Source organism: Bradyrhizobium sp. SZCCHNR1098, from assembly GCF_032489375.1.
Classification (GTDB): Bacteria; Pseudomonadota; Alphaproteobacteria; order Rhizobiales; family Xanthobacteraceae; genus Bradyrhizobium.
Window position 1 is genome coordinate 153,799 of the sequence record NZ_JAUEXY010000014.1, and the last position, 25,184, is coordinate 178,982.

Here is a 25,184-nt window from a genome sequence, read left to right on the forward strand (position 1 = left end):
CCCCCTGGTCCGGCGCCGTGCCTACACCGCCAGGAAGCCGCCGTCGACCGGCAAGGTCACGCCGTTGACGTAGGACGCCATGTCCGAGACCAGGAACGCCACGGGGCCCGCGAGCTCCTCGGGCTGGCCGACGCGGCCGAGCGGCGTGCGGCTCATGAAGCCGGCGAGCCGCTCGGGATCGTTGCGGGTCGACTCCGTCATCGCGGTGGCGATCACGCCGGGCGCGATCGCGTTGACGCGGATGCCGTCGGCGGCGAGCTCGCGCGCCAGCGCCTGGGTCAGCGACTTCACGCCGCCCTTGGAGGGCGAGTAGCCGAGCGTGTTGCTGATGCCGATGAAGGAGGCGACGGAGGCGATGTTGACGATCGTGCCGCGCGTCGCGCGCAAGGCGGCGAGAAACGCGTAGGTGACGTTGAACACGCCGTTGAGATTGACGTCGAGCACGCGCTGCCAGTTCTGTGGCGCGCGGGCTGAGTCGATGCCCTCGCGAATGATGATGCCGGCGTTGTTGACGAGGATGGAGATGGCGCCGACCTCGGTGCGCAACTGCGCCGCCAATGCGGTGCAGCCCGCGGCGTCGGTGACGTCGAGCCGATGTGCCCACGCCTTGCGGCCGTGATCGCGGATCTCGGCGGCGCAGCGTTCGGCGCCGTCCAAGTCGATGTCGGTGATGACAACATCGGCGCCGCGGCCGGCGAGCCCCAGCGCAATCGCGCGGCCATTGCCGTGCGCCGCGCCCGTCACCAGCGCGAGCTTGCCGGCCAACATCTGACTGTCGCTCATGCGGCACTCCTTTGCCTCGCGCGTTCGGCGAGATGCCGGCCGGCAATGTAGCCGAAGGTCAGCGCCGGGCCCAGCGTGATGCCGGCGCCGGGATAGTTGCCGCCCATGATGCTCGCCATGTCGTTGCCGGCGGCATACAGCCCCTCGATCGGCTGGCCCTGCGCATCGAGCGCGCGGGCATGCTCGTCGGTGCGGATGCCGGCATAGGTGCCGAGATCGCCGATCACCATCTTGATCGCGTAGAACGGCCCGTCCTTGATCGGCGCCACGCACGGGTTCGGCCCGTGCAGCGCATCGCCCTGGTAGCGATTGTAGGCGCGCGAGCCCTTGCCGAAGGTCGGATCCTGGCCCAGCGCCGCATCGGCGTTGAAGGCGGCGACGGTTGCTTCCAGCGCCATCGCGTCGATGCCGGCTACGCGCGCGAGCTCGGCGAGCGTCGCGCCGCGCTTGAGATAGCCGGTGCTGAGATGATGCCCGAGCGGCATCGGGAACGGTGGTACGCAGCCGAGGCCGTAGCGGCGCAATGAGCGGTGATCGGTGATCAGCCAGGCAGCGATCTCGCGGCCGGGCTTGGCCGCCTTGACCATCGCCTGCACGAAGTCGTGGTAGGAATTGCCTTCATTGGCGAAGCGCACGCCGTCCGCGGTCACTGCGATCACGCCGGGCTTGGCACGGTCGATGAAGTGCGGCATCACGCCCTTGCTGCCGTCCTTGCGCGTGGTGACGGAGACCGGCACCCAGGCCGCCGCATGCGGCAGGCCGTCCTCGACCCGGCCGCCGACCGCTTCCGCCAGCCGCAAGCCGTCGCCGGTGTTGCCGACCGGGCCGGGCGACACATGCTCCTGGCCGGTCGGCGCATGCGGAAACATCGCCTTGCGCCTCTCGACATCATGCGGGAAACCGCCGCAGGCAAGCACCACGCCGAGCCGCGCATTCACTCGGATGCGCCGGCCCTGCCGCGTCACCACGGCGCCGCGCACGGCATCGCCGTCGCGGATCAGCTCCGCCACAGGCGACGACAGCCACAGGGGAATGCCGAGATCGAACGCGGATTTCGCCAGCCGCCCCGCCAGCGCATTCCCGTTGGTGAGCGTCATGCCGCGGCCATGGCGCAGCACGTCCAGCGCATGTTTCGACAGCCGCTTGGCGACGTAGAACGCTGACGCCAGCGACTTGGTCGCGCGCATGAAATGGATGATCTCCTTGCCGGAGCCGAGCATCATGCCGAACACGGTGAGCTCGGGCAGCGGCTGGCCGAGATCCTCGATGTGACGCCCAAGCTCGCGGCCGTCGAACGGCCGCGTCACCATCGAGCGGCCGCCCTGCGTGCCGCCCGGCGCCTCGGCGTGATAGTCAGGGAAGGTCAGCGGCATGTCGAACTTGAGTGCCGTCTTGCTGATGAAGAAGTCGATCGCCTCCGGGCCCTTGCTCAGGAACGCATCGACCCGCGCCGCATCGAAACTGTTGCCGGCTTCATGACGCAGATAGCTGCGCGCCAGCTCGGGCGGCTCGTCGATGCCCCACGCCTTCGCCAGCGAGGTCCCGGGGATCCACAGCCAGCCGCCGGAGCGCGCGGTGGTGCCGCCGAACCGCGGCTCCTTTTCGGTGACGAGGACCTTCAGCCCGGCATGGGCGGCGGTAACCGCCGCTGACAGCCCGGCCGCGCCGGATCCGACCACCAGCACGTCGCAATCATAGCTGTCGCCGTCCTTGGTATCGGCTCCGCTCATGCGCGCGCTCCTACTTCTTCAGCAACGGGCACTTGGACTCGGAGACCGGCCGGAACGCATCCTCGCCCTTCACGGTCTTGACGATCTCCAGATAGTCCCACGGCTCCTTGGACTCCGACGGCTTCTTGACGCGGGCGAGGTACATGTCGCGGATGACCCGGCCATCCTCGCGCAACTTGCCGCCGTGAACGAAGGCGTCCTCGATCGGCAGCTCGCGCATCTTCGCCATGACAGCCTTGGGATCATCGGTGCCGGCCGCCTTGATCGCCTTGAGATAGTGCAGCACCGAGCCGTAGACGCCGGTCTGGATCATGGTCGGCATCACCTTGGCGCGGGCGTAGAACTTCTTCGACCAGGCGCGGGTGGCCTCGTCCATCGCCCAATAGGACGCCGTGGTCATGTAGGTGCCCTGCGCGGCCTCGAGCCCGATCGCATGCACGTCGGTGTCGAACATCAGGAGGCCCACCAGCTTCTGGCCGCCCTTCACCAGGCCAAACTCGCCGGACTGCTTGATCGCGTTGTCGGTGTCCTGGCCGGCATTGGCGAAGGCGACGACGTCGGCCTTGGAGCTCTGCGCCTGCAGCGCGAAGGAGGAGAAGTCGGCGGTGTTGGTCGGATGCTTGACGCCGCCGAGGATGGTGCCGCCGAGCTCCTTGATGAAGCGCGTGGCGTCCTTCTCCAACTGCTGGCCGAAGGCGTAGTCCGCGGTGATGAAGTACCAGGACTTGCCGCCCTGGCCGATCACGGCCGAGGTCGTCACCTTGGACAGCGCATACGTATCGTAGGTGAAATGCACGGTGTTCGGGCTGCACAGCTCGTCGGTCAGCGAGCTCGCGCCGGGACCGGACAGCAGCGCGATCTTGTTGCGCTCGCGCACCATGTTGTGCACGGCAATCGCGATGCCGGAGTTGGGGATGTCGACGACGGCGTCGACCTTGCCGTTGTCGAACCAGTCGCGCACGACCGTCGTTCCGACGTCGGTCTTCATCTGGTGATCGGCGCTGATGATCTCGATCGGCTTGCCGAGCACATTGGGGCCGAACTCCTCGACCGCCATCTTGGCCGCCTCGACCGAGCCCGGCCCGCTGTTGTCGCGTCCCCAGCTCGAGAGATCGGTGAGTACGCCGATCCGCACCACGTCGTCAGAAACCTGGGCTGAAGCGCCTGTCGCGATGAATGATGTCGTTGCCAGGAACGCGCAGGCGAGCAGCTGCCGTCGCATGAAGATCCTCCCCGTTTTGCTCCGCTCTGTCGGCGGTGATGTGAATTAGACATTGACGAAGAGATTTGTCAATTGCGAACGGGTGGGACGTGGCGCAGGGCCGGGGGATGGAAGAGGGAGGCCGGCGGCGCGTCAGGCGCGATCCGACGTCCTCATGGTGAGGAGCGCCGCGTGCGGCGCATCTCGAACCAAGAGGTCCCGAAGTGAGCGCGTTGGGAATGCTTTACGACTGTGGGAAAGCCTGTGATCCGCTCTGCATGCGCGGCATGATCTGCAGTTCGAGCAGCGCGAGCCGCTGCATCGCGGTGACGTCGCGCTCGCCGGCCTTGGCGGCCCGCAGCACGGCTTCCGCAAGCTGGTTCACGTTCGTCGAACTCACCGGCTCAGGCAGCGCGGCGACCGACGCGTTGAGGGCATCGGTCATCAGCGCGATGACATCAGGCGTAAAGGACGCATCGGAAAAATTCTTCATGCAAAGATGCCCGCCAGCAGGTCGTGCTTCGGTTGATATCGCGTACGCATTACGTCTCTGCGGAGAGAACGCGCTTTGGGCACCATCGGTTCCCGCAGTCGCGCTGAGCTGCGTGCGGTCCCGTTTCTGATATGCAGAATTTCGCGATCTCCCATGCGCCAATTGCCCGTCGAGCCAATCTGCCGCAGTCCGCACGGCTTGTGTCGTCGGGCAAATCAGGACGATGTTTCCGCGCATCCCGCCTCACATCGGAGGGGCGTTGCGCGCGATCGTCACGACACGCGAGGCGGGGAGCGGTGGCCTGTCGGATCGCAGCGCGCTCGTTGCGCGTGGACGAACGAGTCCGGCAGGACGACGAAATCGCAGCGTCCTGGCGCCCCGATGCTGGCGTCAAGTTCGCGAATGATGCCTCGGCGCATCGCGCGGATGACGGTGGCTAACAAGCCCGGACACCGGGGAGACTGCGTATAAGTCGGAAGCCCATCGCGCAGGGAAGGCCGGGTCGTCCGGCTGACCTGTGGTACCTGCCGCCTGCATTTTTTTTCGCAGGCGGGCCACGGGCCTCAGTCGAGGTCCGGTCTTCCCTGCGCCCTCTGTTAGATGAGGGTGATCGATCCTGATAGCTCGGGCGCCGATGGCGTCGCGAGACGGCAGACATGCATGCCGTCGTCATTGCGAGGAGCCGAAGGCGACGAAGCAATCCAGAATCGCAGTGCCGGCTCTGGATCGCGTCGCTGCGCTCGCGATGACGGCAATTGTAGAACGCAATCATCGCCGGCGCAGGCGGGCGACCCAGCAATCACCGGCAGTCCGGGAGGAGCCGGATGTTAAGGTGTACGGGATCCCCCCGCCTACGCGGGGGGGGACGTGGTGTGTGAAATGCGCGACGAGATCGCGGTAAACCTAGCCCCTGATGAACGCCAGCAGGTCCGCATTGATCACATCAGCATGCGTCGTTGCCATGCCATGCGGAAATCCCGGATAGGTCTTCAACGTCCCATGCTTCAAGAGCTTGATGCCGATGCGCGCGGAGTCATCGATCGGGACGATCTGGTCGTCCTCGCCGTGCATCAGCAGCACCGGCACGTCGATCGCCTTCAGGTCCTCGGTGAAGTCGGTCTCCGAGAACGCCTTGATGCAATCGTAATGGGCCTTGGTGCCGCCCATCATGCCCTAGCGCCACCAGTTGCGGATCACGCCTTCGGAAACCTTGGCGCCGTCGCGGTTGAAGCCGTAGAACGGGCCGGTCGGAATATCGAGGAAGAATTGCGCGCGGTTGGCGGCGAGCGCCGTGCGGAAGCCGTCGAACACCTCGATCGGCAGTCCGCCGGGATTGCTCGCCGTCTTCAGCATGATCGGTGGTACCGCTCCGAGCAACGCGGCCTTGGCGACGCGGCCCTTGCCGTGCTTGGCGACGTAGCGCGCGACCTCGCCGCCGCCGGTGGAGTGGCCGACATGGATCGCGTCTCGCAGGTCGAGCTTCGCGGCAAGCGCAGCGACATCGGCGGCGTAGGTGTCCATTTCATTGCCGGTCTCCGTCTGGCTGGAGCGGCCGTGACCACGCCGGTCGTGCGCGATGACGCGAAAACCCTTGTCGAGGAAGAACAGCATCTGCGCGTCCCAATCGTCGGACGACAGCGGCCAGCCGTGGTGGAAGACGATGGGCTGGCCCGAGCCCCAATCTTTGTAGAAGATCTGCGTGCCGTCCGATGTCGTCACGAATCCTGAGCTCATGGAGCATCTGCCTTTCTCACTGGATGGGATCTGCCGCGTTCAAGGCGCGGCGCGAAGGCTCTCCTCGTAGGGCCGTTGCGCCGGCGAGGATGAGCGCCGTCACCTTAGCGACAGCGGGTGACGATCTCAGCTACACAGACTCGTGTGCAACATCGTTGCACCTCAACGGGACGCGGGTCGGCTGCTCAATCCGTGAGCGTTGCGACATGCGTCGGCGTCGCGTGAACTGCATGATTTCTGGGCCGGGTTGCGGTTCCGCGGCCCGATCCCGGGCTTTTCCTCTCGGAACCGGGCAGGGCCGTCATTGCGCCCCGGCGCATCATCGCATAAAGCCTGTTCCCAAATCGTTCATGCCAGCTCAGGTTCATGGGCTAACCCACTGAAAGCTCAACGCGAATGGGAAAATCACTGATTCCGCCGGAGCCGGCGGAGATCCACGAGGTGACGCTGCGCGACGCGCTGGAGGAGCGCTATCTCGCCTACGCGCTCTCGACCATCATGCACCGCGCACTGCCGGACGCGCGCGACGGCCTCAAGCCCGTGCACCGGCGCATCCTCTACGGCATGCGGCTGCTGCGGCTCGACCCGGGCACGGCGTTCAAGAAATCCGCCAAGATCGTCGGCGACGTGATGGGCTCGTTCCATCCGCATGGCGACCAGGCGATCTACGACGCGATGGTGCGCCTCGCGCAGGATTTTTCCTCGCGCTATCCGCTGGTCGACGGCCAGGGCAATTTCGGCAACATCGACGGCGATAATCCGGCAGCCTACCGCTACACCGAAGCGCGCATGACCGATGTCGCGCGGCTGCTGCTGGAAGGCATCGACGAGGACGGCGTCGAGTTCCGGCCGAACTATGACGGCCAGTCGAAGGAGCCGGTCGTACTGCCCGGCGGCTTCCCGAACCTGCTGGCCAACGGCGCCCAGGGCATCGCGGTGGGCATGGCGACCTCGATTCCGCCGCACAATGCCGCGGAGCTCTGCGACGCCGCGCTGCATCTGATCGAGAAGCCTGACGCCAAGTCGCGCGCGCTGCTGCGCTGGGTGAAGGGGCCGGACTTCCCGACCGGCGGCACCGTGATCGATTCCAAGGAGTCGATCATCGAGGCCTACACCACCGGCCGCGGCTCGTTCCGTGTCCGCGCCAAGTGGAAGCAGGAGGAGGGCAACCGCGGCACCTGGATCGTCGTCATTACCGAGATTCCCTATCTCGTGCAGAAGTCACGGCTGGTCGAGAAGATCGCAGAGCTTCTCAACGAGAAGAAGCTGCCGCTGGTCGGCGACGTCCGTGACGAGTCGGCCGAGGACGTGCGGCTCGTGATCGAGCCGAAGTCGAAGAACGTCGATCCGGCGCTGATGATGGAATCGCTGTTCCGGCTCACCGATCTCGAGAGCAAGATTCCGCTGAACCTCAACGTGCTGATCAAAGGCCGCATCCCCAAGGTGGTAGGCTTGGCCGAGTGCCTGCGCGAATGGCTCGACCATCTGCGCGACGTGCTGCTGCGGCGCTCGAACTACCGCAAGAAGCAGATCGAGAACCGGCTGGAGATTCTCGGCGGCTATCTGATCGCCTATCTGAACATCGACGAGGTGATCAGGATCATCCGCACCGAGGACGAGCCCAAGCCGGTGCTGATGAAGACGTTCAAGCTCACCGAGGTGCAGGCCGAGGCCATCCTCAACATGCGCCTGCGTAGCTTGCGCAAGCTCGAGGAAATGGAGATCCGCACCGAGGACAAGAATCTGCGCGGCGAGCTGAAGGGCATCAATGCGCTGCTCGGATCCGAGGAGCTGCAATGGGCCAAGGTCGGCGAGCAGGTCAAGACGGTCCGCGACATGTTCGGGCCGAAGACGCCGCTCGGCAAGCGCCGCACCAATTTCGCCGACGCGCCCGAGCACGATCTCGCCGCTATTGAAGAGGCCTTCATCGAGCGCGAGCCGGTCACCGTCGTCGTCTCCGACAAGGGCTGGGTGCGCACCTTGAAGGGCCACGTCGCCGACCTGTCGAACCTGCAGTTCAAGACTGACGACCAGCTCGGCCAGGCGTTCTTCGCCGAGAACACCTCCAAGGTGCTGCTGTTCGCCAGCAACGGCAAGTTCTACTCGCTCGATGTCGGCAAGCTGCCCGGCGGCCGCGGCCACGGCGAGCCGATCCGCATGTTCATCGACCTCGATCAGGACGCCTCGATCGTGTCGATGTTCGTCAACAAGGGGGAGCGCAAGTTCCTCATTGCCGCCTCGGACGGCCAGGGCTTCGTGGTCAAGGAGGAGGATTGCGTCAGCAACACCCGCAAGGGCAAGCAGGTGCTCAACGTGACCGCGCCGGCGGAAGCGCGCGCGATCACGACGGTCGCGGGCGATCAGGTCGCGGTCATCGGCACCAACCACAAGATGGTGGTGTTTGGGCTCGACCAGGTGCCGGAGATGGCGCGCGGCCGCGGCGTCCGGCTCCAGAAATACACCAGCGCGCAGCTCTCCGACGTCACCACCTTCGAGCAGAAGCAGGGACTGGCCTGGAAGGATTCCGCCGGCCGCGACCAGGGGCTGAGCTGGAAGGAGCTGGCCGACTACCGCGGCAACCGCGCCGATGCCGGACGCATCGCGCAGGGGCTGCCGAAGTCGAACAAGTTCAACCGGCCGATCGAGTAGCGACGTAATAGTATCCGTCGAGCGGCCGTCTATATCAGGCAGCGGGCGATCGCGAGGCGCGCGATCGCCCGGGGGCACGTTGGATGGCGCACTCGCATTCTCATCATCACGGCCATGACCATTCCCATGATCATGGCCCCTCACATGCCCACGGCCATGCCGGCCACAGCCATGCGCCGGTGAGCTTTGGTGCGGCCTTTGCGATCGGCGTGTCGCTCAACACGGCCTTCGTCGTCGCCGAGCTTGTGTTCGGCTATGCCGCGCATTCGCTGGCACTGATCTCGGACGCCGTCCACAATCTGTCCGACGTGATGTCGCTGCTCCTGGCCTGGGGCGCCCTGTGGCTGGCGGGCCGGCGGCCGACCGACCGCCATACCTACGGCTATCGCCGCGCCTCGATCCTGGCGGCGCTGATCAATGCGGGGCTGCTGCTGGTGGTGGTCGGCGGCATCGCCGTCGAGGCGCTCGATCGCCTGCGCAATCCGGGCGAGGTGGCCGGCACCACCGTGCTGTGGGTCGCCGCGCTCGGCATCGCCATCAACGGCGCCACCGCGATGCTGTTCATGCGCGGCCGCGACACCGACCTCAACATTCGCGGCGCCTACCTGCACATGGCCGCCGATGCCGCCGTGTCGTTCGGCGTGGTCGTGGCGGCGCTGGTCACGATCTGGACGGGGTGGCTGTGGATCGATCCGGTGGTCAGCCTGGTCATCGCGCTCGTCGTGCTCCTGAGCGGCTGGGATCTCGCCCGCGACAGCGTCAATCTGGCGCTCGACGCCGTGCCGCGCGACATCGCGCTGCCGGAGGTGCGCGATTATCTCGCTTCCCTCGACGGCGTCAGCGAGGTGCACGACCTCCATATCTGGGCGATGAGCACCAACGAGACCGCGCTGACGGCGCATCTGGTACGGGCAGGCGGAACGGATGATGCATTCCTGCATCGCGTCTGCGCCGAGCTGTCACATCGCTTCAACATCCAGCATCCGACCCTGCAGATCGAGGCCGATGGCTGCGCCTGCAAGCTCGCTCCTGCCGACGTGGTGTGAGCCGCGATGGGTCAGCTCCCGCCAGCCAGTCTGCACAGCGCGCCGGCGATTTCCCTCGACCGGCGGAGTTTCCATTCCGGCCGGCGGCGGCGCCGTGATAACAGTGACCATTTCCCGCATCGCGGCCGCACCATCAGGGACACGATGCGTGGGGTGAGACGCATGGCACGGGAATGTGCCTTTGGAACGCAACGACTGGACAGCCCATGCCCGTGACGATCTTTCACAATCCGGCCTGCGGCACGTCGCGCAACACGCTCGCGATGATCCGCGCCTCGGGTGAGGAGCCTGAGGTGATCGAATATCTGAAAAGCCCGCCGAGCCGCGAGCAGCTGATTGCGCTGATCAACGCGATGGGCGTCAAGGTGCGCGACGTGCTGCGCGAAAAGGGCACGCCCTATGCCGAGCTTGGGCTGGGCGATTCCAAATGGACCGACGACCAGCTGATCGAGGCGATGCTCGCGCATCCGATCCTGATCAACCGGCCGATCGTGGTGACCAGCAAGGGCGCGCGGCTCTGCCGCCCGTCCGAACTTGTGCTCGACCTGCTCGATCATCCCGTCTCCTCCTTCACCAAGGAGGACGGCGAGGTGGTGAGCCGGCCGGCCTGAAGCTTTCCGGATCGTGACGCGTTGATGAGCTGAAACCATGGACACGGCGACCCGTCTCGAAGTGGCGAACTGGCTCGTGGCTCAGAGCCTGACCGGCATGCCCGAAAATGAGATCCTGCGCGGCTTCTGCGAGCGCTGCCGCGTGGCCGGGCTTGAATTGTCGCGCAGCCTTGCGATCATCGATACGCTGCATCCGATTTTCGAGGGGCGTGGCTTCCGCTGGAACGATTTCGACACGAACGAAGCCGACAGCTTTGAATATGGCTCTAGCAATGAGGGAGAGGCGGCACAGAATTGGCGGCGCTCGGTCTTCCACCACATGCTGGAGAACGGCCATGACGAGTTCAGCATCGACTTCACGAATTGTGCGCATCTCGATTTTCCGGTCATCGAGGAGCTTTCCGCACAGGGGCATCGGCACTATCTCGCCTTCGTGCACCGGTTCGGGGAAGCCGGCACGCTCGGCCAGATGGACTGCTTCTATTCCAACTGGCTGACGCGACGTGACGGCGGCTTCACCGACACGCAGGTCGGCGCATTGCGCGACCTGGTCCCGCTGCTCGCGCTGACGATCAAATCCGCGCAGCAGGTCGATATCGTGCGAACCCTTGGCCGCGTCTATCTCGGCCGCGATGCGTCGGAGCAGGTGCTGCGCGGCCGGATCTCCCGCGGTGTCACCGAGCGCATCAATGCGGTGCTGTGGTTCTCCGACCTGCGCAGTTCGACTGCGATCAGCGAGAGCATCTCGCCGGACGAGATCATCCCGCTGCTCAACGACTATGCGGAAGCATCGATCGACGCGATCTACGAGTCGGGCGGCGACGTGCTGAAGCTGATCGGCGACGGCGTGCTGGCGATCTTCACCGGCGGCGACATGGCCTCGGCCCGTCACGCTGCGCTGCGCGCCGAGCATCGCTTTCGGCTGAACATCATGAAGCTGAACGCGCGGCGCACCGGCGAGGGACGGCCCGTCACCTCGGCCTATGTCGGCCTGCATGTCGGCGAGGTGTTCTACGGCAATATCGGCAGCGAGGACCGGCTCGACTTCACCGTCGTGGGACCGGCCGTCAACGAGGTCAGCCGCATCGCCTCGATGTGCCGCTCGGTCGATCGCGAACTGTTGGCATCCTCCGAGTTCTGCGAGGGGCTCGACGACGAAGGTCGCCGCTATCTGGTGTCGACCGGTCGCTACGCGTTGCGCGGCATCGGCCGCGCGCAGGATCTCTTCACGCTCGATCCGGAACTTGCCGGCAGCGCATCGGCCACGCGGGCCTACGAGAACTACCTGGCGGACGAGATGTCGCACCCTTGACCCACGTCAATGCCCCGCAGAAGCGAGTCTGCCCAGCATCCTCTGCCGGGAGGTGAAAGCTCATGTACAAACATATTCTGCTGCCGACCGATGGGTCCGACCTTTCCAAGGCCGCAATCAAGCACGGTATCGCGCTCGCCAAGGCGACCGGAGCCAGGGTCACGGCGCTGGTGGTGTCGACGCCGCTGCATTCGCTGGTCGTCGATCCCCACGCTGCGACCAAGGCGCTTGCGCAATACAAGTCGCTGGTGGCCGATCAGACCGCGAAATACCTCGATCATGTGAAGGACGACGCGGAGCAGGCCGGCGTCGCCTGCGCCACGCTCTGCGTCGAGCACGACAAGCCCTATGAGGCGATCGTCGAGACCGCCCGCAAGCAGCATTGCGATCTGGTGCTGATGGCCTCGCATGGGCTGCGCGGCGTCTCGGCGATCCTGGGCAGCGAGACCTTGAAGGTGCTGACGCATTCCACCGTGCCGATCCTGGTCTATCGCTAGGCGGGCTGCGGCTCCGGCTGGCGCGCGATCGCGACGACCGGCGAGGCGAGGATAACGAGCGCCTGCAGGCCGAAGATGGCGGCGACGAGGTAGAGACACATGTCGGCGCCGTAACGGCCCCCGACGACCGCGCCGAGCAGCGAGCCCAGCGGACGGGCGCCGTAGCTCAGGATGTTGATGGCCGAGACCCGCCCGAGCAGGCCCGCCGGCGTCACCGACTGCCGCAGCGTCGTGGTCGAGATCACCCAGAGGATCGGCCCGGCGCCGAGCAGGAAGAAGCTGAGGGCGGCAAGGTAGGGCGAGGGGACGAACGTGGTCAGTGCCATGATGAGCGCCGCGGCGAAGCCGGTGACGGGGCCGAGCCCGATGACGGTGCCGAACGGCAGCCGCCGCATGATGCGCGTCGCCAGCAGCGCACCGCACACCATGCCGACGCCGAACATCGACAGCACCGTGCCGACGCCTCCCGCCGACAGGCCGAGCCGGTGCACCGCATAGGGCACGAACACCGCGAGCAGCAGGAAATGCGCGGTGTTGAAGATGAACTGGGTGACGAACACCGGCCGCAGCAGCGGATGATGCAGCACGAAGGCGGCGCCTTCGCGGATGTCGGCGAGCGGATGGCGGCGCGGCACCGGCGCACGGGCGGGCTCGGCGATGCCGGCCAGGCACATGGCTGCGATCAGCGAGAGCGCCGCGGCGCAGCCGAAGGCCGGAGCGCCGCCGATCCAGCCGACCAGCATGCCGCCCAGCGCGGGCCCGGTGGCAAAGGCGATGGTGCGGGCAAGCTCGATGCGCGCATTCGCAGGGGCCAACTGGGCCGGGGCGACGAGGCTCGGCACCAGGGCAGGCGCTGCGACGCTGAACACGACCGTGCCGCACACCGCCGCGAATCCGAGCGCCGCCAGCAGCGGCAGCGTGAGCGCGCCGGATGCGAAGGCGATGAGGATCGCGAGCAGAGCGAGCGCGCGAAGCGTCTCTGCCAGGGCCATCAGCAGCCGCCGCGGCATCCGGTCGGCGAGCAGCCCCGCGGGGATCGCGAACAGCACGAAGGGCGCGGTCAGCGCCGTCTGCAGCAGGCCGGTCGCGCCCTCGCCAACGCCGAGCGCGAGCACCGCGACGATCGGTGCTGCGGCGAGCGCGATCTGCTCGGCCGATTGGGCGGTGAGATTAGACCAGGCGAGGCGGTGGAAGCCGGCGGGCAGGGCGGGAGAAGGAGGCATGAAGAGGAACCTGATGTGATGATATGGCCATCATCACAACGCCGCCTCCCTGCGCCCACCCGCTTCCTGATCTCCGGTATCGGCCGTCGTGCTGCGGACGGCCTATGCCGCGGTCGGGGCCTCGGCCAATCCCCATTCCGGGGGCAGCGTGCGGAACGCCAGATGCGTGCCGGCATTCAGCGGCGCTGTCTTGAATCCGAACCGGTGCCAGGCCAGCGCCAGCGCATGCTTGGTATAGATCGAGATGTGGCCGTTGCGCGGTGCGACATACCACCAGGACATGCCCTGGCTGTCGAAGTCGTCGGGCTGCGTCAGTGTCGAGTAGAACACCGCGCCCGGTTCGGCCACGCAGGCCGCCATGGCTCCGATCGTCGCCAGCGGATCGGGCACGTGCTCCAGCGTCTCGAAGCAGGTGACGAGATCGAACTTGCGATCGGGGCGGGTGGCGTGCTCGGCCACCATCGGATCATAGGTGACCGCTTCCGCAAAGCCTTGAGCACGCAGGCCGGTGCAGAAGACGTCGTTGCCGCCGCCGAAGTCGAGCACCCGCATGCCGGCCTTGTGTGGCGCCCAGAAGCGGGCGACGGCCGCCGCATTGTCGGTCGGGCGCTTGACCCGATAGTCGGGATCCACGGCTTCGTAGCCGTCGTTGTAGATGTGGGTCTTGAACTGCTCGATGCTCCAGTCGTCGAAGGCGTCGGTGAACAGAAAGCCGCAGTCCGCGCAGCGCCGGTAATAGATGGGCACACCCGAGAGCGGCGCGCGATACGCATGCGCCGTCTGGCATGGGCGGTTCATGTCGACGACGCCGTAGAGGTCGGCAGGACCGTCACAGATCTTGCAAGGAACAGGCGCGTTGGAGATCGGTCGGAGGCCAAGGTGGGCAGACATGTTGGATCCGGTCAGTGGGGAGACGGGGACCCGGCCGCGCCGATTCGTGTGTGCTTCAGGCGCTCTCGCGAATCGGCAAGGGCGAGCAGCTGCCATGATGGAATGGTATTGGATTAATACCAACGCTCGCGGGTACCAGCCCGCAGCGCTCCTCTACTTGCAAGTCAGTTGCATTAAAGGTCGGTTTCGTTCAGGATAGCGGAATGGACGCAAAACGGTCAGATCTTTCGCAACTGCAAGCCTTGGTTCAGCCCAGCGACGGCCGCTCCGGCTGGCGCGGTGAGCGCGGTGAGCCCTCTCTCGGCGACATGTTCGCGACAGTGCGAACCGCAACCAAGGGGTCGCTCTGGCGAAAGCTGATCGCCTTTCTCGGACCCGGCTATCTGGTCGCGGTCGGCTACATGGACCCCGGCAATTGGGCGACCTCGCTCGCCGGCGGTGCCAAGTTCGGCTACGTGCTGTTGTCGGTCGCGCTGCTGTCCAACCTGATGGCGATCGTGCTGCAGTCGCTGTGCACCCGGCTCGGCGTCGCAACCGGCCGCGACCTGGCCCAGGCGTGCCGCGATTCGACGCCGCGCTGGGTCTCGTTGCCGCTGTGGCTGTCGGCGGAGATCGCGATCACGGCCACCGACCTCGCCGAAGTGATCGGTACTGCGATCGGTCTCAGCCTGCTGTTCGGGCTGCCGCTGTCGATCGGCGTCTGCGTCACCGCGCTCGATGTTTTCCTGATCCTGGCGCTGCAGGCCTTCGGCTTCCGTTGGATCGAGGCGTTCGTGGTCGCGCTGCTCGGTATCATCGCGCTGTGCTTCGCGATCCAGATCGCGATGGCGCAGCCGGACTGGGCCGAGGTGGTGAAGGGCTTCGTCCCCAGCGGACAGCTGATCGCCAACCCGGAGATGCTCTATCTGGCGCTCGGCATTCTCGGCGCCACCGTGATGCCGCACAATTTGTATCTCCACTCCGGTCTGGTCCAGACCCGCGGCTACGGCGACAGCCCAGAGGACAAGCGCGAGGCGATCACGCTCTCCACGATCGATTCGACCATCGCGCTGTGCCTTGCGCTGACCATCAACGCCTCGATCCTGATCCTGGCGGCGGCGACGTTCCACCGGACCGGACAACGCGACGTCGCCGAGCTTGATCAGGCGCATTCCTTCCTGGCGCCGCTGCTCGGGTCGACGCTGGCGCCGACGCTGTTTGCGATCGCGCTTTTGTGCTGCGGCCTGAATTCGACGATCACCGCGACCCTGTCCGGTCAGATCGTGATGGAAGGCTTTCTTCACTGGCGGATCGCGCCCTGGCTGCGCCGGCTGATCACCCGCATGATCGCAATCGTGCCGGCCGTGGTGGTGACGATCTGGGCCGGCGAGAAGGCGACCGGGCAGCTCCTGATCCTCAGTCAGGTCGTGCTCAGCCTGCAACTGCCGTTCGCGATCGTGCCGCTGGTGCTGCTCACCGCGAGCCGGGCCAAGATGGGGCAGTTCGTGGCGCCGCGCTGGCTGACGGCGCTCGCGACCTTGATCGCGGTGGTGATCATCGCGCTCAATACCAAGCTGGTGTGGGATCTGGCCACGGGATGATGAGGATAGGCGAATAGCGAGTGGGGAGTAGCGAATAGGGACGTTCGAAGCGCTCTATTCGCTACTCCCCATTCGCTATTCGCCTCCTCTAGTCCTGCGGCTCGGGCGCGGTGTCGCCTTCGGCATCCACGCGCAGCCAGCCGGCAGCCGCGAGACGTTGTTGCGGCAGATAGCGGCTCTTGTAGTCCATCTTCTTGGAGCCCTCGATCCAGTAGCCGAGATAGACGTAGGGCAGGCCCTGGCGCCGCGCCCGGGCGATGTGGTCGAGGATCATGAAGGTGCCGAGCGAGCGCGTGGTCTCCGAGGGGTCGAAGAACGAGTACACCATCGACAGGCCGTCGCTGAGCACGTCCGTCAGCGCCACTGCGACCAGTTCGCCGCCGCGGGCATTCGGACCGTTGCTCAGATTGCGGCGGCGGTACTCGATGATTCGCGTCTCGACATGGCTGTCCTCGACCATCATGGCGTAATCGAGCACCGTCATGTCGGCCATGCCGCCATGACGATGGCGCTGATCGAGATAGCTGCGGAAGATCGAATATTGCTCGGAGGTCGGCACGGCGCTGCGCTGCTCGCCGACCAGATCGGAATTGCGCGCGAGCACCTTGCGGAAGTTGCGCGAGGGGCGGAATTCGTTGGCGATCACGCGGACGGACACGCAGGCCCGGCATTGGTCGCAGGCCGGCCGGTAAGCGATCGACTGGCTGCGGCGGAAGCCGCCATGGGTCAGGAGGTCGTTGAGATCGGTCGCCTTGTCGCCGACCAGATGCGTGAACACCTTGCGTTCCTGCCGCCCCGGCAGATAGGGGCAGGGCGAGGGCGCGGTCAGGTAGAATTGCGGGGTGTCACGCGAATGCTGGGTCAAGGAACGTCGTGAGCCTCCGAGGCGATCATCAACAGAATTGCGCTCCGGAGGCGGCCGGTCAATCGCTTTTGCAGTGCCACCGGACGTCTCATCAGGTGCGAGCCGGTTCAGTCAGTTGCGAGCGCACGGACGTGTTGATCACGACGGTACCGAGCACGAAATCGTGCAGCAGCCGGCGGCGGCTGTTGAACAGTCCGATCAGCAGCACGAACGGCGACAACGCCGAGACCGAGACCCAGAAGCAGACCGCGTGCACGGCACCGAGCACGAAATAGCCCGGCGCGCCATACCAGGTCCGTACCTCCAGATCCATCACCCGCATGCCGATCGTCGCCGAGTTCGGCCCGCCGATCGTTGCGCCGTAGTAGACGATGGCCCAGATCACCGCAGCCGGCGACACCAGCCAGAACAACGCCCAGCCGAGACCCAGCGTGACCACGCCGAACACGGCAATGAAGATCACCGCCAGGATTACCGGGACCGAGAGCACCAGGAGATCGATCAGGAACGCAATCATCCGCCGCGTCAGCACGCCGCGAAACAATTCCGGCTGCTGATAGGGATCGTAGGCGTGTGGCCGAGCACCGGGACCGCCATTGCTATCGCCTGAACCCATATACGCCATGAATAAGCCCTCCGGATTGGCACCCAGGACATGGGAACCCCTCTTGCGCTTGCAAGGGCCGTTCGTGCATGGGACGCGGCAAATTTCCGGCTATTTCGCGACTTGTAAGCCAGAACTTCGCGAGCCGGCGGCCCGCGCAGGCGAAAGGAGCGGCGCGCTCAAGGAGCGGCGCGCTCAAGGAGCGTGGGGGTCTCGGAAAGATCCCAGCGCCTCCTCAGCGCTGCTGCCGCAGCCGCTCGGCAGCTTGCGGGGCGAAATAGGTGAGCACGCCGTCGGCGCCGGCGCGCTTGAAGGCCAGCAGGCTCTCCATCATCGCCCGGTCGCCGTCGATCCAGCCATTGTTGGCGGCGGCCGTGATCATCGCGTATTCGCCCGACACCTGATAGGCGAAGGTCGGCATGCTGAACGTGTCCTTCACGCGCCTGACGACGTCGAGATAGGGCATGCCCGGCTTCACCATCACCATGTCGGCGCCCTCGGCGATGTCGAGCTCGACCTCGCGCAGCGCCTCGTCGGAGTTGGCGCTGTCCATCTGATAGGTGCGCTTATCGCCGGTCAGCGTCTTGGCCGAGCCGATCGCGTCGCGGAACGGGCCGTAGAAGGCGGAGGCATATTTGGCCGCATAGGCCATGATCTGCACGTCGAGGAAGCCGGCCTGGTCCAGGGCCTGGCGGATCGCGCCGACCCGGCCGTCCATCATGTCCGACGGCGCGATGATGTCGCAGCCGGCCTCGGCCTGCACCAGGGCCTGGCGCACCAGCACGGCGACCGTCTCGTCGTTGAGGATGCGGCCGTCCCGGATCAGGCCGTCATGGCCGTGGCTGGTGAACGGATCGAGCGCGACGTCGCAGAGCACGCCGATCTCCGGGAACTCCTTCTTGATCGCACGCACCGCCTGGCAGACCAAATTGTCCGGGTTGCAGGCCTCGGAGCCGTGCTCGTCGCGCAGCGACGGCTCGGTATAGGGGAACAGCGCGATGCAGGGAATGTCGAGCTTGGCGGCACGCTCAGCGTCGCGGACGATCTCGTCGACGCTCAGCCGCTCCACGCCCGGCATCGAGGCGACGGTGCTGCGGGTCCGGTCGCCCTGCACCACGAACAGGGGCCAGATCAGATCGTCCGTCGTCAGCACGTTCTCGCGCACCAGCCGGCGTGCCCACTCGGCCTTGCGGTTGCGGCGGGGACGGATGGTGAGGTCGAGCGCCGGCGTCAGTCCAGTGGCCGGATTGCGCGCGGTGTCGCGCAGGTCGATCGGGCGCCCGAATTTGATCGCCATGGGGGGCTGGCTCCTTGCTGACCGGCGAGCCGGATTTTGACTTGTTGTAATTCCAACAATCTGTAGCACTTTGCCCGTCGCCCGTCACTTGACCTGACGCAAGCGGCCCGGTTGATTTCCGGCCCGGTTGATTTCACGGTCCGGCCGGCCAAGAATCGCCATGCTCCTGGTCTTGAGAGGCCCCAATGACGACCCGCCTGTTCTGCTCGAGCTGCCATGGCTGAGATTCCCTCGGCGCGAGATCTGGCGCGTGACAACGCCGCCATGTCGATTGCCGCCATGTCCTCGGATCGGCGCGAGAGCGACGACAATGTCTGGACGCGGCGGCTCGTGCTGTTCCTGCGGGTCATGGCCATGCTCTCGATTGCCAAGGGCCTTTACCATTGGGCCCAGGTGACCGGCTTCATCGGCGGCGAGGACGACGCGTTCGAGAACCAGGCGATGGCCTGGCAGGCCGCGACGGTCTATTTCGCGGTGATCGAGCTCGTCGCCGCCGTGGGCCTGTGGCTGGCCACGCCGTGGGGCGCGGTGGTGTGGCTCACCACGGTCGTCTCGATGGCGGTCATCGAGCTCATGTTCCCGGGCATCTATGGCGGCAATCTGCTGGTGGTCGCGGGCGAGGCGGTCATGCTCGCCGCCTACCTCGTACTGGCCTGGATGGCGGCCCGGGAGCGGCCACCATAGGTCGTGCGGAAAATTCGTTGCACGCTGTAAATCTTTTCAGCGCGATGCAAGTAATGTTTCGAACACCTTAAGAGCGTCCGCCACAGCTGTTACAGAGACCTTAGCAGCGCTACCCAAGCGTGTTTTGTAATGCGACAGGTGGGTGAAACGAACCGCGAACATCGCCCCTCGACCGTCAACGGACTCTTGCAAAAGCCTCTGTAATTACTGAATTAAAAGAGGATTCACTCTCCGCGATTCATTCTCTCTTTATGCTCTTATTTAAGGCGATCTTCAAAGCACGCCCCTTAAGTTCGTTCTATCAGACGGGACAAAAGTTTCGTCGAATAAGTCGACAAAAACGACGACAGGGGAAGTGTCATGATGAAAGCCGTTGCGACGGCCGTGGAGACTGCTGCGCCGGGCCAGGGCGGCACCGTGCAGTCGCTCTATCTGGAAGCACTGACGCTGGTGGAGCGGCTGCATCGCCGTCTGCTCGACGTCATCAAGGACGAGTTCGACCGCCGTGGTCGTTCCGATATCAATTCGGTCCAGGCGCTGCTGCTCTATAACATCGGCGACAAGGAGCTGACCGCGGGCGAGCTGCGCACGCGCGGCTACTATCTCGGCTCCAACGTCTCCTACAACCTGAAGAAGCTGGTCGAGCTCGGCTTCCTCGACCACCAGCGCTCGCGCGTCGATCGCCGATCGGTCCGCATCCGCCTGACCCCGCAGGGGCAGGAGATCCGCCGCATCGTCGACTCGCTGTATCAGAAGCACGTCAAGACCGTGGAGCAGGTCGGCGGCATTTCGAGCGAGGAGTTCTCCACGCTCAACAAGTCGCTGCATCGTCTCGAGCGGTTCTGGACCGACCAGATCCTGTATCGCCTCTGAGCCGGTCTCACCGTTTCGGCTGAGCCGGCCTCAGACATCGAGAGCCAAAACCGGACAGCCGTTGATCGTCTGGAAGTCGTTCTTGCGCCGGCCCCTTCGGGCCGGCGTTTTCTTGTTCGCCTTGGCAAAAACCTTGGCAAAAACCCCGGTCCGAATTGGAACCAATCGAGGCTCCTGGGCTTATGTCCCTGGACCGGAGGTCGGACCATGCTGCACGATGCCGGAATGCAAGTCATGAACGTGGCGATGGTTGGGGATGCCTATGCCATCGCCTCCAACTATCTGCGTCTCTCCGGCGAGCTGCCAGAGGAGTTCGCGCCGAACGAGAGACTTGTCGACATCATCGTTCAGCTGATTCACCGCGGAGAATTCAACAAGCTCAAGCTCGCCAACAAGGCGATCTCGATGTTCAAGTCTGCCTGACGGCCTGACGTTCAAGAGGGGATGATATGGAAGCCGCCATCGATCGCATCATGCACACTTACGACCTGCTGGCGAACCGCACCGCCGCGGCGAGCGACGAGGCGCGCCGCAAGGTGAGCGCCTATATCCAGACCATGTTCGAAGCCGGCGAGCGCGATCCGCACCGCCTGACGGTATGCGGCCTGACCTATCTGCGTCAGCTCGATGGCCGCGTCGATCCGGTGAAGGCGGGCTACACCGGCCTCTGATTTCTTTCGGTGCGGCATTGCTCGCCGCGCGCTTGCCTCACAACCTGTATGAGACCGTCCGGTTTCATGCAGGTTGTTTGTATTTGGGGGCGATGCATTTGGTGTCCCGAGTCATTGTCGTGGCAGGAATCTTGGCCTTCGCGTGCGGTGAGCTGAGCCTGCCCACGAGGAGTATGGCTGAGACGGTTTAACCCCAGAAGGGACCGAACAGTCGAGAAGCACTGGCCAGAATAGGCGCCTGCGCAGCGACGACGATCACGAAAATTGCTGATCGGTTTGATGAGCCGCTGTCGCCTACCCCGTTCAAGCGCGGCGAGAAGCGCGACAAGTATGGTGATCCTATTATGGATCCGGGGATGCACGTGCTGTACCAGAACGGTGCCGAGCAGATCGACGCAGAGTGGAACGCCGTCGTGGCCCATTCCAAACTGGGCGATCCCGTGCGTCTCTGCACCGTCTGGAAGCCGAAGCAATGCCCGCCCGGCGATGATCGGGGGCGAATCTACAAGGCGACCAATCTCCGGACCAAGGAAACGTGGCAGATGTCGGAAAGCTGGCACTCCTGCGGCGGGGCTTGAGCAGGGCTTGCTCCGGACCTCGTCCACCATATCTGGCGCAAATATCGGGTTTGACCCGCAACCGCTTGGCCTGTCCCTTGGCCTGCCGCCGCCCATATGGTAAGGGCAGGGGTCTTTTCCGACCGACTTCACTGAACCGACCGCAGGCCACCTAAGGCCTTGCGGACGTGGAGATATTCCGCCGATGACCGCTTCCAGCGCCAAGCCCGCCTCGTCAGTCGATTCCTTCTTCTCCGCCACCCTGGCCGAGGCCGATCCCGAAATCGCCGCCGCCATCAAGGGTGAACTCGGTCGGCAACGGCACGAGATCGAGCTGATCGCCTCGGAAAACATCGTCAGCCGGGCGGTCCTGGAGGCCCAGGGCTCGGTGATGACCAACAAGTACGCGGAAGGGTATCCGGGCGCGCGCTATTATGGCGGCTGCGAATGGGTCGACGTCGCCGAGAACCTCGCGATCGACCGCGCCAAGAAGCTGTTCGGCGCCAATTTCGCCAATGTCCAGCCGAACTCCGGCAGCCAGATGAACCAGGCCGTTTTCCTGGCGCTCCTGCAGCCCGGCGACACCTTCATGGGCCTCGACCTCGCCGCCGGCGGCCATCTCACCCACGGCTCGCCGGTCAACATGTCCGGCAAGTGGTTCAAGGCCGCGCACTACACGGTCCGCCGCGACGATCATCTGATCGACATGGATGCGGTCGCCAAGCAGGCCGAGGAGGTCAAGCCGAAGCTGATCATCGCCGGTGGCAGCGCCTACTCGCGCCCGTGGGACTTCAAGCGCTTCCGCGAGATCGCAGACCACGTCGGAGCCTACCTCCTGGTCGACATGGCGCACTTCGCCGGTCTCGTCGCCGGCGGCGTGCATGCCTCGCCGGTGCCGCATGCCCACGTCACGACGACCACGACCCACAAATCGCTGCGTGGCCCGCGCGGCGGCCTGATCCTCTGGAACGACGAGGCGCTGACCAAGAAGCTGAACTCGGCGATCTTCCCGGGCCTGCAGGGCGGTCCGCTGATGCATGTGATCGCGGCCAAGGCGGTGGCCTTCGCCGAGGCGCTGCGGCCGGAGTTCAAGACTTACGCGAAGAACATCGTCGAGAACGCGAAGGCGCTGGCGGAATCGCTGCGCGCGCACGGCTTCGACATCGTCTCCGGCGGCACCGACAACCATTTGATGCTGGTCGACCTCCGGCCCAAGGCCCTGAAGGGCAACGTCTCGGAGAAGGCGCTGGTCCGCGCCGGCATCACCTGCAACAAGAACGGCATCCCGTTCGACCCCGAGAAGCCGTTCGTCACCTCGGGCCTGCGCCTCGGCACCCCCGCGGCGACGACCCGCGGCTTCGGCGTCGCCGAATTCCAGCAGGTCGGCAGCCTGATCGCCGAGGTGCTGAACGCGATCGCACAGGCGCCGGACGGCAGCGCGCCGCTGGTGGAAGCTGCGGTCAAGGGGAAGGTGAAGGCGCTGACCGACCGGTTCCCGATCTATCAGTAAGGCTTAACGCGAAATGCGCTGCCCGAGCTGCAACAGCCTCGATACGCAGGTGAAGGACTCCCGCCCCACCGAGGATTCCTCGGTGATCCGGCGGCGGCGGGTCTGCGTCACCTGCAATTTCCGCTTCACGACCTTCGAGCGGGTGCAGCTGCGCGAACTGACCGTGATCAAGCGCAACGGCCGCCGCGTGCCGTTCGACCGCGACAAGCTGATGCGCTCGGTGCAGATCTCCTTGCGCAAGCGCTCGGTCGATCCGGAGCGGGTCGAGAAGATGGTCTCGGCGATCGTGCGCGAGCTCGAGAGCGGCGGTGAGTCGGAAGTGTCCTCGGAGGCGATCGGCGAGATCGTGATGGAGCATCTGCGCGATCTCGACGACGTGGCCTATGTCCGCTTCGCCTCGGTCTACCGCAATTTCCGCGAGGCCAAGGATTTCGAGGCCGTGCTCGGCGAGCTCTCGGCGGAGGACGAAGCACCGCGCCTCGCGCCGGTCCGCAAATGATCTTCCGGGTTCTGGTCGATCAGGTCGGCGAGAAGCTGAAGGCTCAGAAGGACGCCGACCGCCGCTTCATGCAGCTCGCGCTGACGCTCGGCCGCCGCGGGTTGGGGCGGACCTGGCCCAATCCCGCCGTCGGTGCCGTGGTGGTCAAGGACGGCGTGATCGTCGGCCGCGGCTGGACCCAGCCCGGTGGACGTCCTCATGGCGAGCCCGAGGCGCTGCGCCGTGCCGGGGAGGCAGCCAAAGGCGCCACGCTCTACGTGACGCTGGAGCCGTGTTCGCATGTCGGCAAGTCGCCGCCTTGCGTGGACGCGGTCATCGCAGCCGGAATCAGCCGCGTCGTCTCGGCGATCGAGGATCCCAATCCGGAGGTCGCAGGGCAGGGACATGCGAAGCTCCGCGCTGCCGGCATCCAGGTCGAGGTCGGCCTCTGCTCGGCGGACGCCAAGCGCGACCATTCGGGTCATTTCCGACGCATCCGCGACAGGCGGCCGCATGTGATCCTGAAGCTTGCCGTCTCGGCCGACGACAAGATTGCAGCCGCGGGCAACACGCCGGTCGCGATCACCGGCGAAGCGGCGCGGACGCGCGTGCATGTGTTGCGTGCCCAGAGCGACGCAATCCTGATCGGCGTGCGCACCGCGATCGCCGACGATCCGCTGCTGACCTGCCGGCTACCCGGCATGGAATCCCGCTCGCCGGTCCGTGTCGTGCTCGACCCCGTCCTGCGCCTCCCGACCGCCAGCCGTCTGGTGCAGTCAGCGCGGACGACGCCGCTTTGGCTCGTTGCCTCTGAGGTGGCGGAGCCCGCCGCAGCGACCAAGCTGGGAGCCGCCGGCGCGCAGGTGATCCGCCTGCCGCCGCAGGTCGCACCGTCGGCACTGGAGCCACCCGCCGTGCTCAAGGCGCTCGCCGAGAAGGGCATCACCCGTTTGATGATCGAAGGCGGCAGCCGCGTCGCATCATCTTTCATGGCAAGTGGCCTGGTCGATGAAATCTGGCTGCTGCGTGGTCCCGGGGAGATCGGAGCGGACGGGATCGCTGCGCTGGATGCATTGCCGCTGACCGCAATCACGCAGTCGCCGGCCTATCGCGTTCGTGCTAGCGAAACGCTCGATCCCGACACCCTTACGATTTACGAGCGCGCGTAATGTTTACCGGCATCGTCACCGACATCGGCGAGATCGTCAGCCTGACGCCGCGGACCGAGGGCAAGCTGCACCGGCTGCGCATCGCCTGCAGCTACGACCAGGCCACGATCGCCGATGGCGCGTCCATCGCCAACAACGGCGTCTGCCTCACGGTCGTGCAGTCGGGCCTCACCGACGGCAAGACCTGGTTCGAGGTCGATGCCGCCGCGGAGACGCTGGCGCTGACCACGGCCAAGCACTGGCGCGTCGGAACGAAGCTGAACCTGGAGCGGGCGCTGAAGATCGGCGACGAGCTCGGCGGTCACATCGTCTCGGGTCATGTCGACGGTATTGCGACCATCGTCAGCCGCGACGACCTGCCTGATATGGCGCGGTTCGTGCTGAAGACAACGCGGGATCTGGCGCGCTTCATCGCCACCAAGGGTTCAGTTACCCTCGACGGCGTGTCGCTGACGGTCAACACCGTCGACGAACTGGCCTTCTCGGTGCTGATCATTCCGCATACGCTGTCGGTCACCACGCTGTCGTCCTGGCAGGCCGGCAGCGAGGTCAATATCGAGGTCGACCTGATGGCGCGCTATGCCGCGCGCCTTACGGAAATGAAGTAGCCTCGAAGGGGGCTTTCCGTCTTGGCTTTGCGGGCGCTGGCGCCTACAAGGCCAGCCCTGATTGCGAGGAGGCGCTGATGTGTCGTCTCGCAGCATGAGGCCGATTTCATCTCGCCCT

At 65.5% G+C, this 25,184-nt stretch carries 24 protein-coding genes and 1 pseudogene; 15 read left to right on the plus strand and 10 right to left on the minus strand.

Annotation, left to right across the window (positions count from 1 at the left end; translation table 11 throughout):
- Positions 1–21: 21 nt before the first annotated feature.
- From QX135_RS26535 to QX135_RS26555, 5 genes and pseudogenes are all read right to left on the minus strand, one after another.
- Positions 22–783 (minus strand): glucose 1-dehydrogenase, encoded by a 762-nt coding sequence (locus QX135_RS26535; RefSeq protein WP_315812799.1) that lies wholly within the window; start codon positions 781–783, stop codon positions 22–24.
- Positions 780–2,513 (minus strand): FAD-dependent oxidoreductase, encoded by a 1,734-nt coding sequence (locus QX135_RS26540; protein ID WP_316234374.1) that lies wholly within the window; start codon positions 2,511–2,513, stop codon positions 780–782. Before QX135_RS26540 ends, QX135_RS26535 begins: the two co-directional genes overlap by 4 nt.
- A 10-nt stretch (positions 2,514–2,523) precedes the next feature.
- Positions 2,524–3,735, minus strand: a complete 1,212-nt coding sequence (locus QX135_RS26545; protein WP_315775178.1) for an ABC transporter substrate-binding protein — start codon at positions 3,733–3,735, stop codon at positions 2,524–2,526.
- A gap of 223 nt (positions 3,736–3,958) precedes the next feature.
- Entirely contained in the window at positions 3,959–4,207 is a 249-nt protein-coding gene (locus QX135_RS26550; RefSeq protein WP_316180860.1) for a hypothetical protein, read from the minus strand.
- 903 nt (positions 4,208–5,110) lie between these two features.
- A pseudogene (locus tag QX135_RS26555) lies at positions 5,111–5,941 on the minus strand (alpha/beta fold hydrolase).
- Positions 5,942–6,337: 396 nt separating this feature from the next.
- Between QX135_RS26555 and parC the strand changes: the two are divergent.
- The 5 genes from parC to QX135_RS26580 all read left to right on the plus strand — a co-directional run bounded on the left by parC (position 6,338) and on the right by QX135_RS26580 (position 12,056).
- A complete protein-coding gene (gene parC, locus QX135_RS26560; RefSeq protein ID WP_315740238.1) occupies positions 6,338–8,590 on the plus strand; it encodes a DNA topoisomerase IV subunit A in 2,253 nt (750 codons plus the stop codon).
- Between the two features lie 83 nt (positions 8,591–8,673).
- Complete coding sequence (locus tag QX135_RS26565; RefSeq protein WP_316180856.1) at positions 8,674–9,636, plus strand: cation diffusion facilitator family transporter; 963 nt, start codon at positions 8,674–8,676, stop codon at positions 9,634–9,636.
- A 206-nt stretch (positions 9,637–9,842) separates the two neighbouring features.
- Positions 9,843–10,247, plus strand: a complete 405-nt coding sequence (arsC, locus tag QX135_RS26570; RefSeq protein WP_315775174.1) for an arsenate reductase (glutaredoxin) — start codon at positions 9,843–9,845, stop codon at positions 10,245–10,247.
- 37 nt (positions 10,248–10,284) lie between these two features.
- Positions 10,285–11,559 (plus strand): adenylate/guanylate cyclase domain-containing protein, encoded by a 1,275-nt coding sequence (locus QX135_RS26575; protein WP_316180854.1) that lies wholly within the window; start codon positions 10,285–10,287, stop codon positions 11,557–11,559.
- A 62-nt stretch (positions 11,560–11,621) separates the two neighbouring features.
- Positions 11,622–12,056, plus strand: coding sequence for a universal stress protein (locus QX135_RS26580; RefSeq protein WP_315740234.1), 435 nt, complete (start codon positions 11,622–11,624; stop codon positions 12,054–12,056).
- Here the strand turns inward: QX135_RS26580 and QX135_RS26585 are convergent.
- Together QX135_RS26585 and QX135_RS26590 are read right to left on the minus strand one after the other, a co-directional pair.
- The gene (locus tag QX135_RS26585) at positions 12,053–13,279 is read right to left on the minus strand and encodes an MFS transporter (protein WP_316180852.1); all 1,227 of its coding nucleotides are present in this window, start codon (positions 13,277–13,279) and stop codon (positions 12,053–12,055) included. The genes QX135_RS26580 and QX135_RS26585 overlap by 4 nt on opposite strands.
- Before the next feature lie 102 nt (positions 13,280–13,381).
- A complete protein-coding gene (locus QX135_RS26590; RefSeq protein WP_315812794.1) occupies positions 13,382–14,170 on the minus strand; it encodes a class I SAM-dependent methyltransferase in 789 nt (262 codons plus the stop codon).
- 203 nt (positions 14,171–14,373) lie between these two features.
- Here QX135_RS26590 and QX135_RS26595 point away from each other — a divergent pair, with 203 nt between their 5' ends.
- The gene (locus QX135_RS26595; RefSeq protein ID WP_316180850.1) at positions 14,374–15,750 is read left to right on the plus strand and encodes an Nramp family divalent metal transporter; all 1,377 of its coding nucleotides are present in this window, start codon (positions 14,374–14,376) and stop codon (positions 15,748–15,750) included.
- 88 nt (positions 15,751–15,838) lie between these two features.
- Here the strand turns inward: QX135_RS26595 and QX135_RS26600 are convergent, their stop codons facing one another.
- From QX135_RS26600 to hemB, 3 genes are all read right to left on the minus strand, one after another.
- Entirely contained in the window at positions 15,839–16,615 is a 777-nt protein-coding gene (locus tag QX135_RS26600) for an arginyltransferase (RefSeq protein ID WP_315740230.1), read from the minus strand.
- 91 nt (positions 16,616–16,706) lie between these two features.
- Positions 16,707–17,240, minus strand: coding sequence for an RDD family protein (locus QX135_RS26605; RefSeq protein ID WP_315740229.1), 534 nt, complete (start codon positions 17,238–17,240; stop codon positions 16,707–16,709).
- A gap of 214 nt (positions 17,241–17,454) precedes the next feature.
- Positions 17,455–18,516 (minus strand): porphobilinogen synthase, encoded by a 1,062-nt coding sequence (hemB, locus tag QX135_RS26610; RefSeq protein ID WP_315740228.1) that lies wholly within the window; start codon positions 18,514–18,516, stop codon positions 17,455–17,457.
- 216 nt (positions 18,517–18,732) lie between these two features.
- On the opposite strand from hemB, the gene QX135_RS26615 reads away from it, so the two are divergent.
- From QX135_RS26615 to QX135_RS26655, 9 genes are all read left to right on the plus strand, one after another.
- A complete protein-coding gene (locus QX135_RS26615; protein WP_315740227.1) occupies positions 18,733–19,200 on the plus strand; it encodes a DUF6163 family protein in 468 nt (155 codons plus the stop codon).
- A gap of 360 nt (positions 19,201–19,560) precedes the next feature.
- Entirely contained in the window at positions 19,561–20,073 is a 513-nt protein-coding gene (gene ldtR, locus QX135_RS26620; RefSeq protein ID WP_008962376.1) for a transcriptional regulator LdtR, read from the plus strand.
- A gap of 207 nt (positions 20,074–20,280) precedes the next feature.
- The gene (locus tag QX135_RS26625; RefSeq protein WP_315740226.1) at positions 20,281–20,496 is read left to right on the plus strand and encodes a hypothetical protein; all 216 of its coding nucleotides are present in this window, start codon (positions 20,281–20,283) and stop codon (positions 20,494–20,496) included.
- 26 nt (positions 20,497–20,522) lie between these two features.
- Entirely contained in the window at positions 20,523–20,744 is a 222-nt protein-coding gene (locus QX135_RS26630; RefSeq protein WP_316180847.1) for a hypothetical protein, read from the plus strand.
- Positions 20,745–21,100: 356 nt separating this feature from the next.
- The gene (locus QX135_RS26635; protein WP_316180845.1) at positions 21,101–21,322 is read left to right on the plus strand and encodes a hypothetical protein; all 222 of its coding nucleotides are present in this window, start codon (positions 21,101–21,103) and stop codon (positions 21,320–21,322) included.
- 184 nt (positions 21,323–21,506) lie between these two features.
- Positions 21,507–22,811: a serine hydroxymethyltransferase gene (gene glyA / locus QX135_RS26640; protein WP_315775160.1), complete on the plus strand. Its 1,305-nt coding sequence runs from the start codon at positions 21,507–21,509 to the stop codon at positions 22,809–22,811.
- A 13-nt stretch (positions 22,812–22,824) separates the two neighbouring features.
- Positions 22,825–23,310, plus strand: a complete 486-nt coding sequence (gene nrdR / locus QX135_RS26645) for a transcriptional regulator NrdR (protein WP_006612773.1) — start codon at positions 22,825–22,827, stop codon at positions 23,308–23,310.
- The gene (gene ribD, locus QX135_RS26650; protein ID WP_316180843.1) at positions 23,307–24,458 is read left to right on the plus strand and encodes a bifunctional diaminohydroxyphosphoribosylaminopyrimidine deaminase/5-amino-6-(5-phosphoribosylamino)uracil reductase RibD; all 1,152 of its coding nucleotides are present in this window, start codon (positions 23,307–23,309) and stop codon (positions 24,456–24,458) included. The genes nrdR and ribD overlap by 4 nt, the downstream gene beginning before the upstream one ends.
- On the plus strand, positions 24,458–25,066 hold the full coding sequence (locus QX135_RS26655) for a riboflavin synthase (protein ID WP_315773144.1): 609 nt from the start codon (positions 24,458–24,460) through the stop codon (positions 25,064–25,066). The genes ribD and QX135_RS26655 overlap by 1 nt, the downstream gene beginning before the upstream one ends.
- Positions 25,067–25,184 lie beyond the last annotated feature (118 nt).

Excerpts from the sequence above, each read along its gene's own strand:
- QX135_RS26540 (WP_316234374.1), bottom strand. The coding sequence starts at position 2,513 with ATGAGCGGAGCCGATACCAAGGACGGCGACAGCTATGATTGCGACGTG.
- parC (WP_315740238.1), top strand. The coding sequence starts at position 6,338 with ATGGGAAAATCACTGATTCCGCCGGAGCCGGCGGAGATCCACGAGGTG.
- QX135_RS26590 (WP_315812794.1), bottom strand. The coding sequence starts at position 14,170 with ATGTCTGCCCACCTTGGCCTCCGACCGATCTCCAACGCGCCTGTTCCT.
- nrdR (WP_006612773.1), top strand. The coding sequence starts at position 22,825 with ATGCGCTGCCCGAGCTGCAACAGCCTCGATACGCAGGTGAAGGACTCC.
- ribD (WP_316180843.1), top strand. The coding sequence starts at position 23,307 with ATGATCTTCCGGGTTCTGGTCGATCAGGTCGGCGAGAAGCTGAAGGCT.
- QX135_RS26550 (WP_316180860.1), bottom strand. The coding sequence starts at position 4,207 with ATGAAGAATTTTTCCGATGCGTCCTTTACGCCTGATGTCATCGCGCTG.
- hemB (WP_315740228.1), bottom strand. The coding sequence starts at position 18,516 with ATGGCGATCAAATTCGGGCGCCCGATCGACCTGCGCGACACCGCGCGC.
- QX135_RS26545 (WP_315775178.1), bottom strand. The coding sequence starts at position 3,735 with ATGCGACGGCAGCTGCTCGCCTGCGCGTTCCTGGCAACGACATCATTC.
- QX135_RS26605 (WP_315740229.1), bottom strand. The coding sequence starts at position 17,240 with ATGGCGTATATGGGTTCAGGCGATAGCAATGGCGGTCCCGGTGCTCGG.
- QX135_RS26575 (WP_316180854.1), top strand. The coding sequence starts at position 10,285 with ATGGACACGGCGACCCGTCTCGAAGTGGCGAACTGGCTCGTGGCTCAG.
- QX135_RS26580 (WP_315740234.1), top strand. The coding sequence starts at position 11,622 with ATGTACAAACATATTCTGCTGCCGACCGATGGGTCCGACCTTTCCAAG.
- ldtR (WP_008962376.1), top strand. The coding sequence starts at position 19,561 with ATGATGAAAGCCGTTGCGACGGCCGTGGAGACTGCTGCGCCGGGCCAG.
- QX135_RS26625 (WP_315740226.1), top strand. The coding sequence starts at position 20,281 with ATGCTGCACGATGCCGGAATGCAAGTCATGAACGTGGCGATGGTTGGG.
- QX135_RS26630 (WP_316180847.1), top strand. The coding sequence starts at position 20,523 with ATGGAAGCCGCCATCGATCGCATCATGCACACTTACGACCTGCTGGCG.
- QX135_RS26655 (WP_315773144.1), top strand. The coding sequence starts at position 24,458 with ATGTTTACCGGCATCGTCACCGACATCGGCGAGATCGTCAGCCTGACG.
- QX135_RS26565 (WP_316180856.1), top strand. The coding sequence starts at position 8,674 with ATGGCGCACTCGCATTCTCATCATCACGGCCATGACCATTCCCATGAT.
- QX135_RS26615 (WP_315740227.1), top strand. The coding sequence starts at position 18,733 with ATGGCTGAGATTCCCTCGGCGCGAGATCTGGCGCGTGACAACGCCGCC.
- QX135_RS26535 (WP_315812799.1), bottom strand. The coding sequence starts at position 783 with ATGAGCGACAGTCAGATGTTGGCCGGCAAGCTCGCGCTGGTGACGGGC.
- arsC (WP_315775174.1), top strand. The coding sequence starts at position 9,843 with ATGCCCGTGACGATCTTTCACAATCCGGCCTGCGGCACGTCGCGCAAC.
- QX135_RS26595 (WP_316180850.1), top strand. The coding sequence starts at position 14,374 with ATGGACGCAAAACGGTCAGATCTTTCGCAACTGCAAGCCTTGGTTCAG.
- QX135_RS26635 (WP_316180845.1), top strand. The coding sequence starts at position 21,101 with ATGCACGTGCTGTACCAGAACGGTGCCGAGCAGATCGACGCAGAGTGG.
- glyA (WP_315775160.1), top strand. The coding sequence starts at position 21,507 with ATGACCGCTTCCAGCGCCAAGCCCGCCTCGTCAGTCGATTCCTTCTTC.
- QX135_RS26585 (WP_316180852.1), bottom strand. The coding sequence starts at position 13,279 with ATGCCTCCTTCTCCCGCCCTGCCCGCCGGCTTCCACCGCCTCGCCTGG.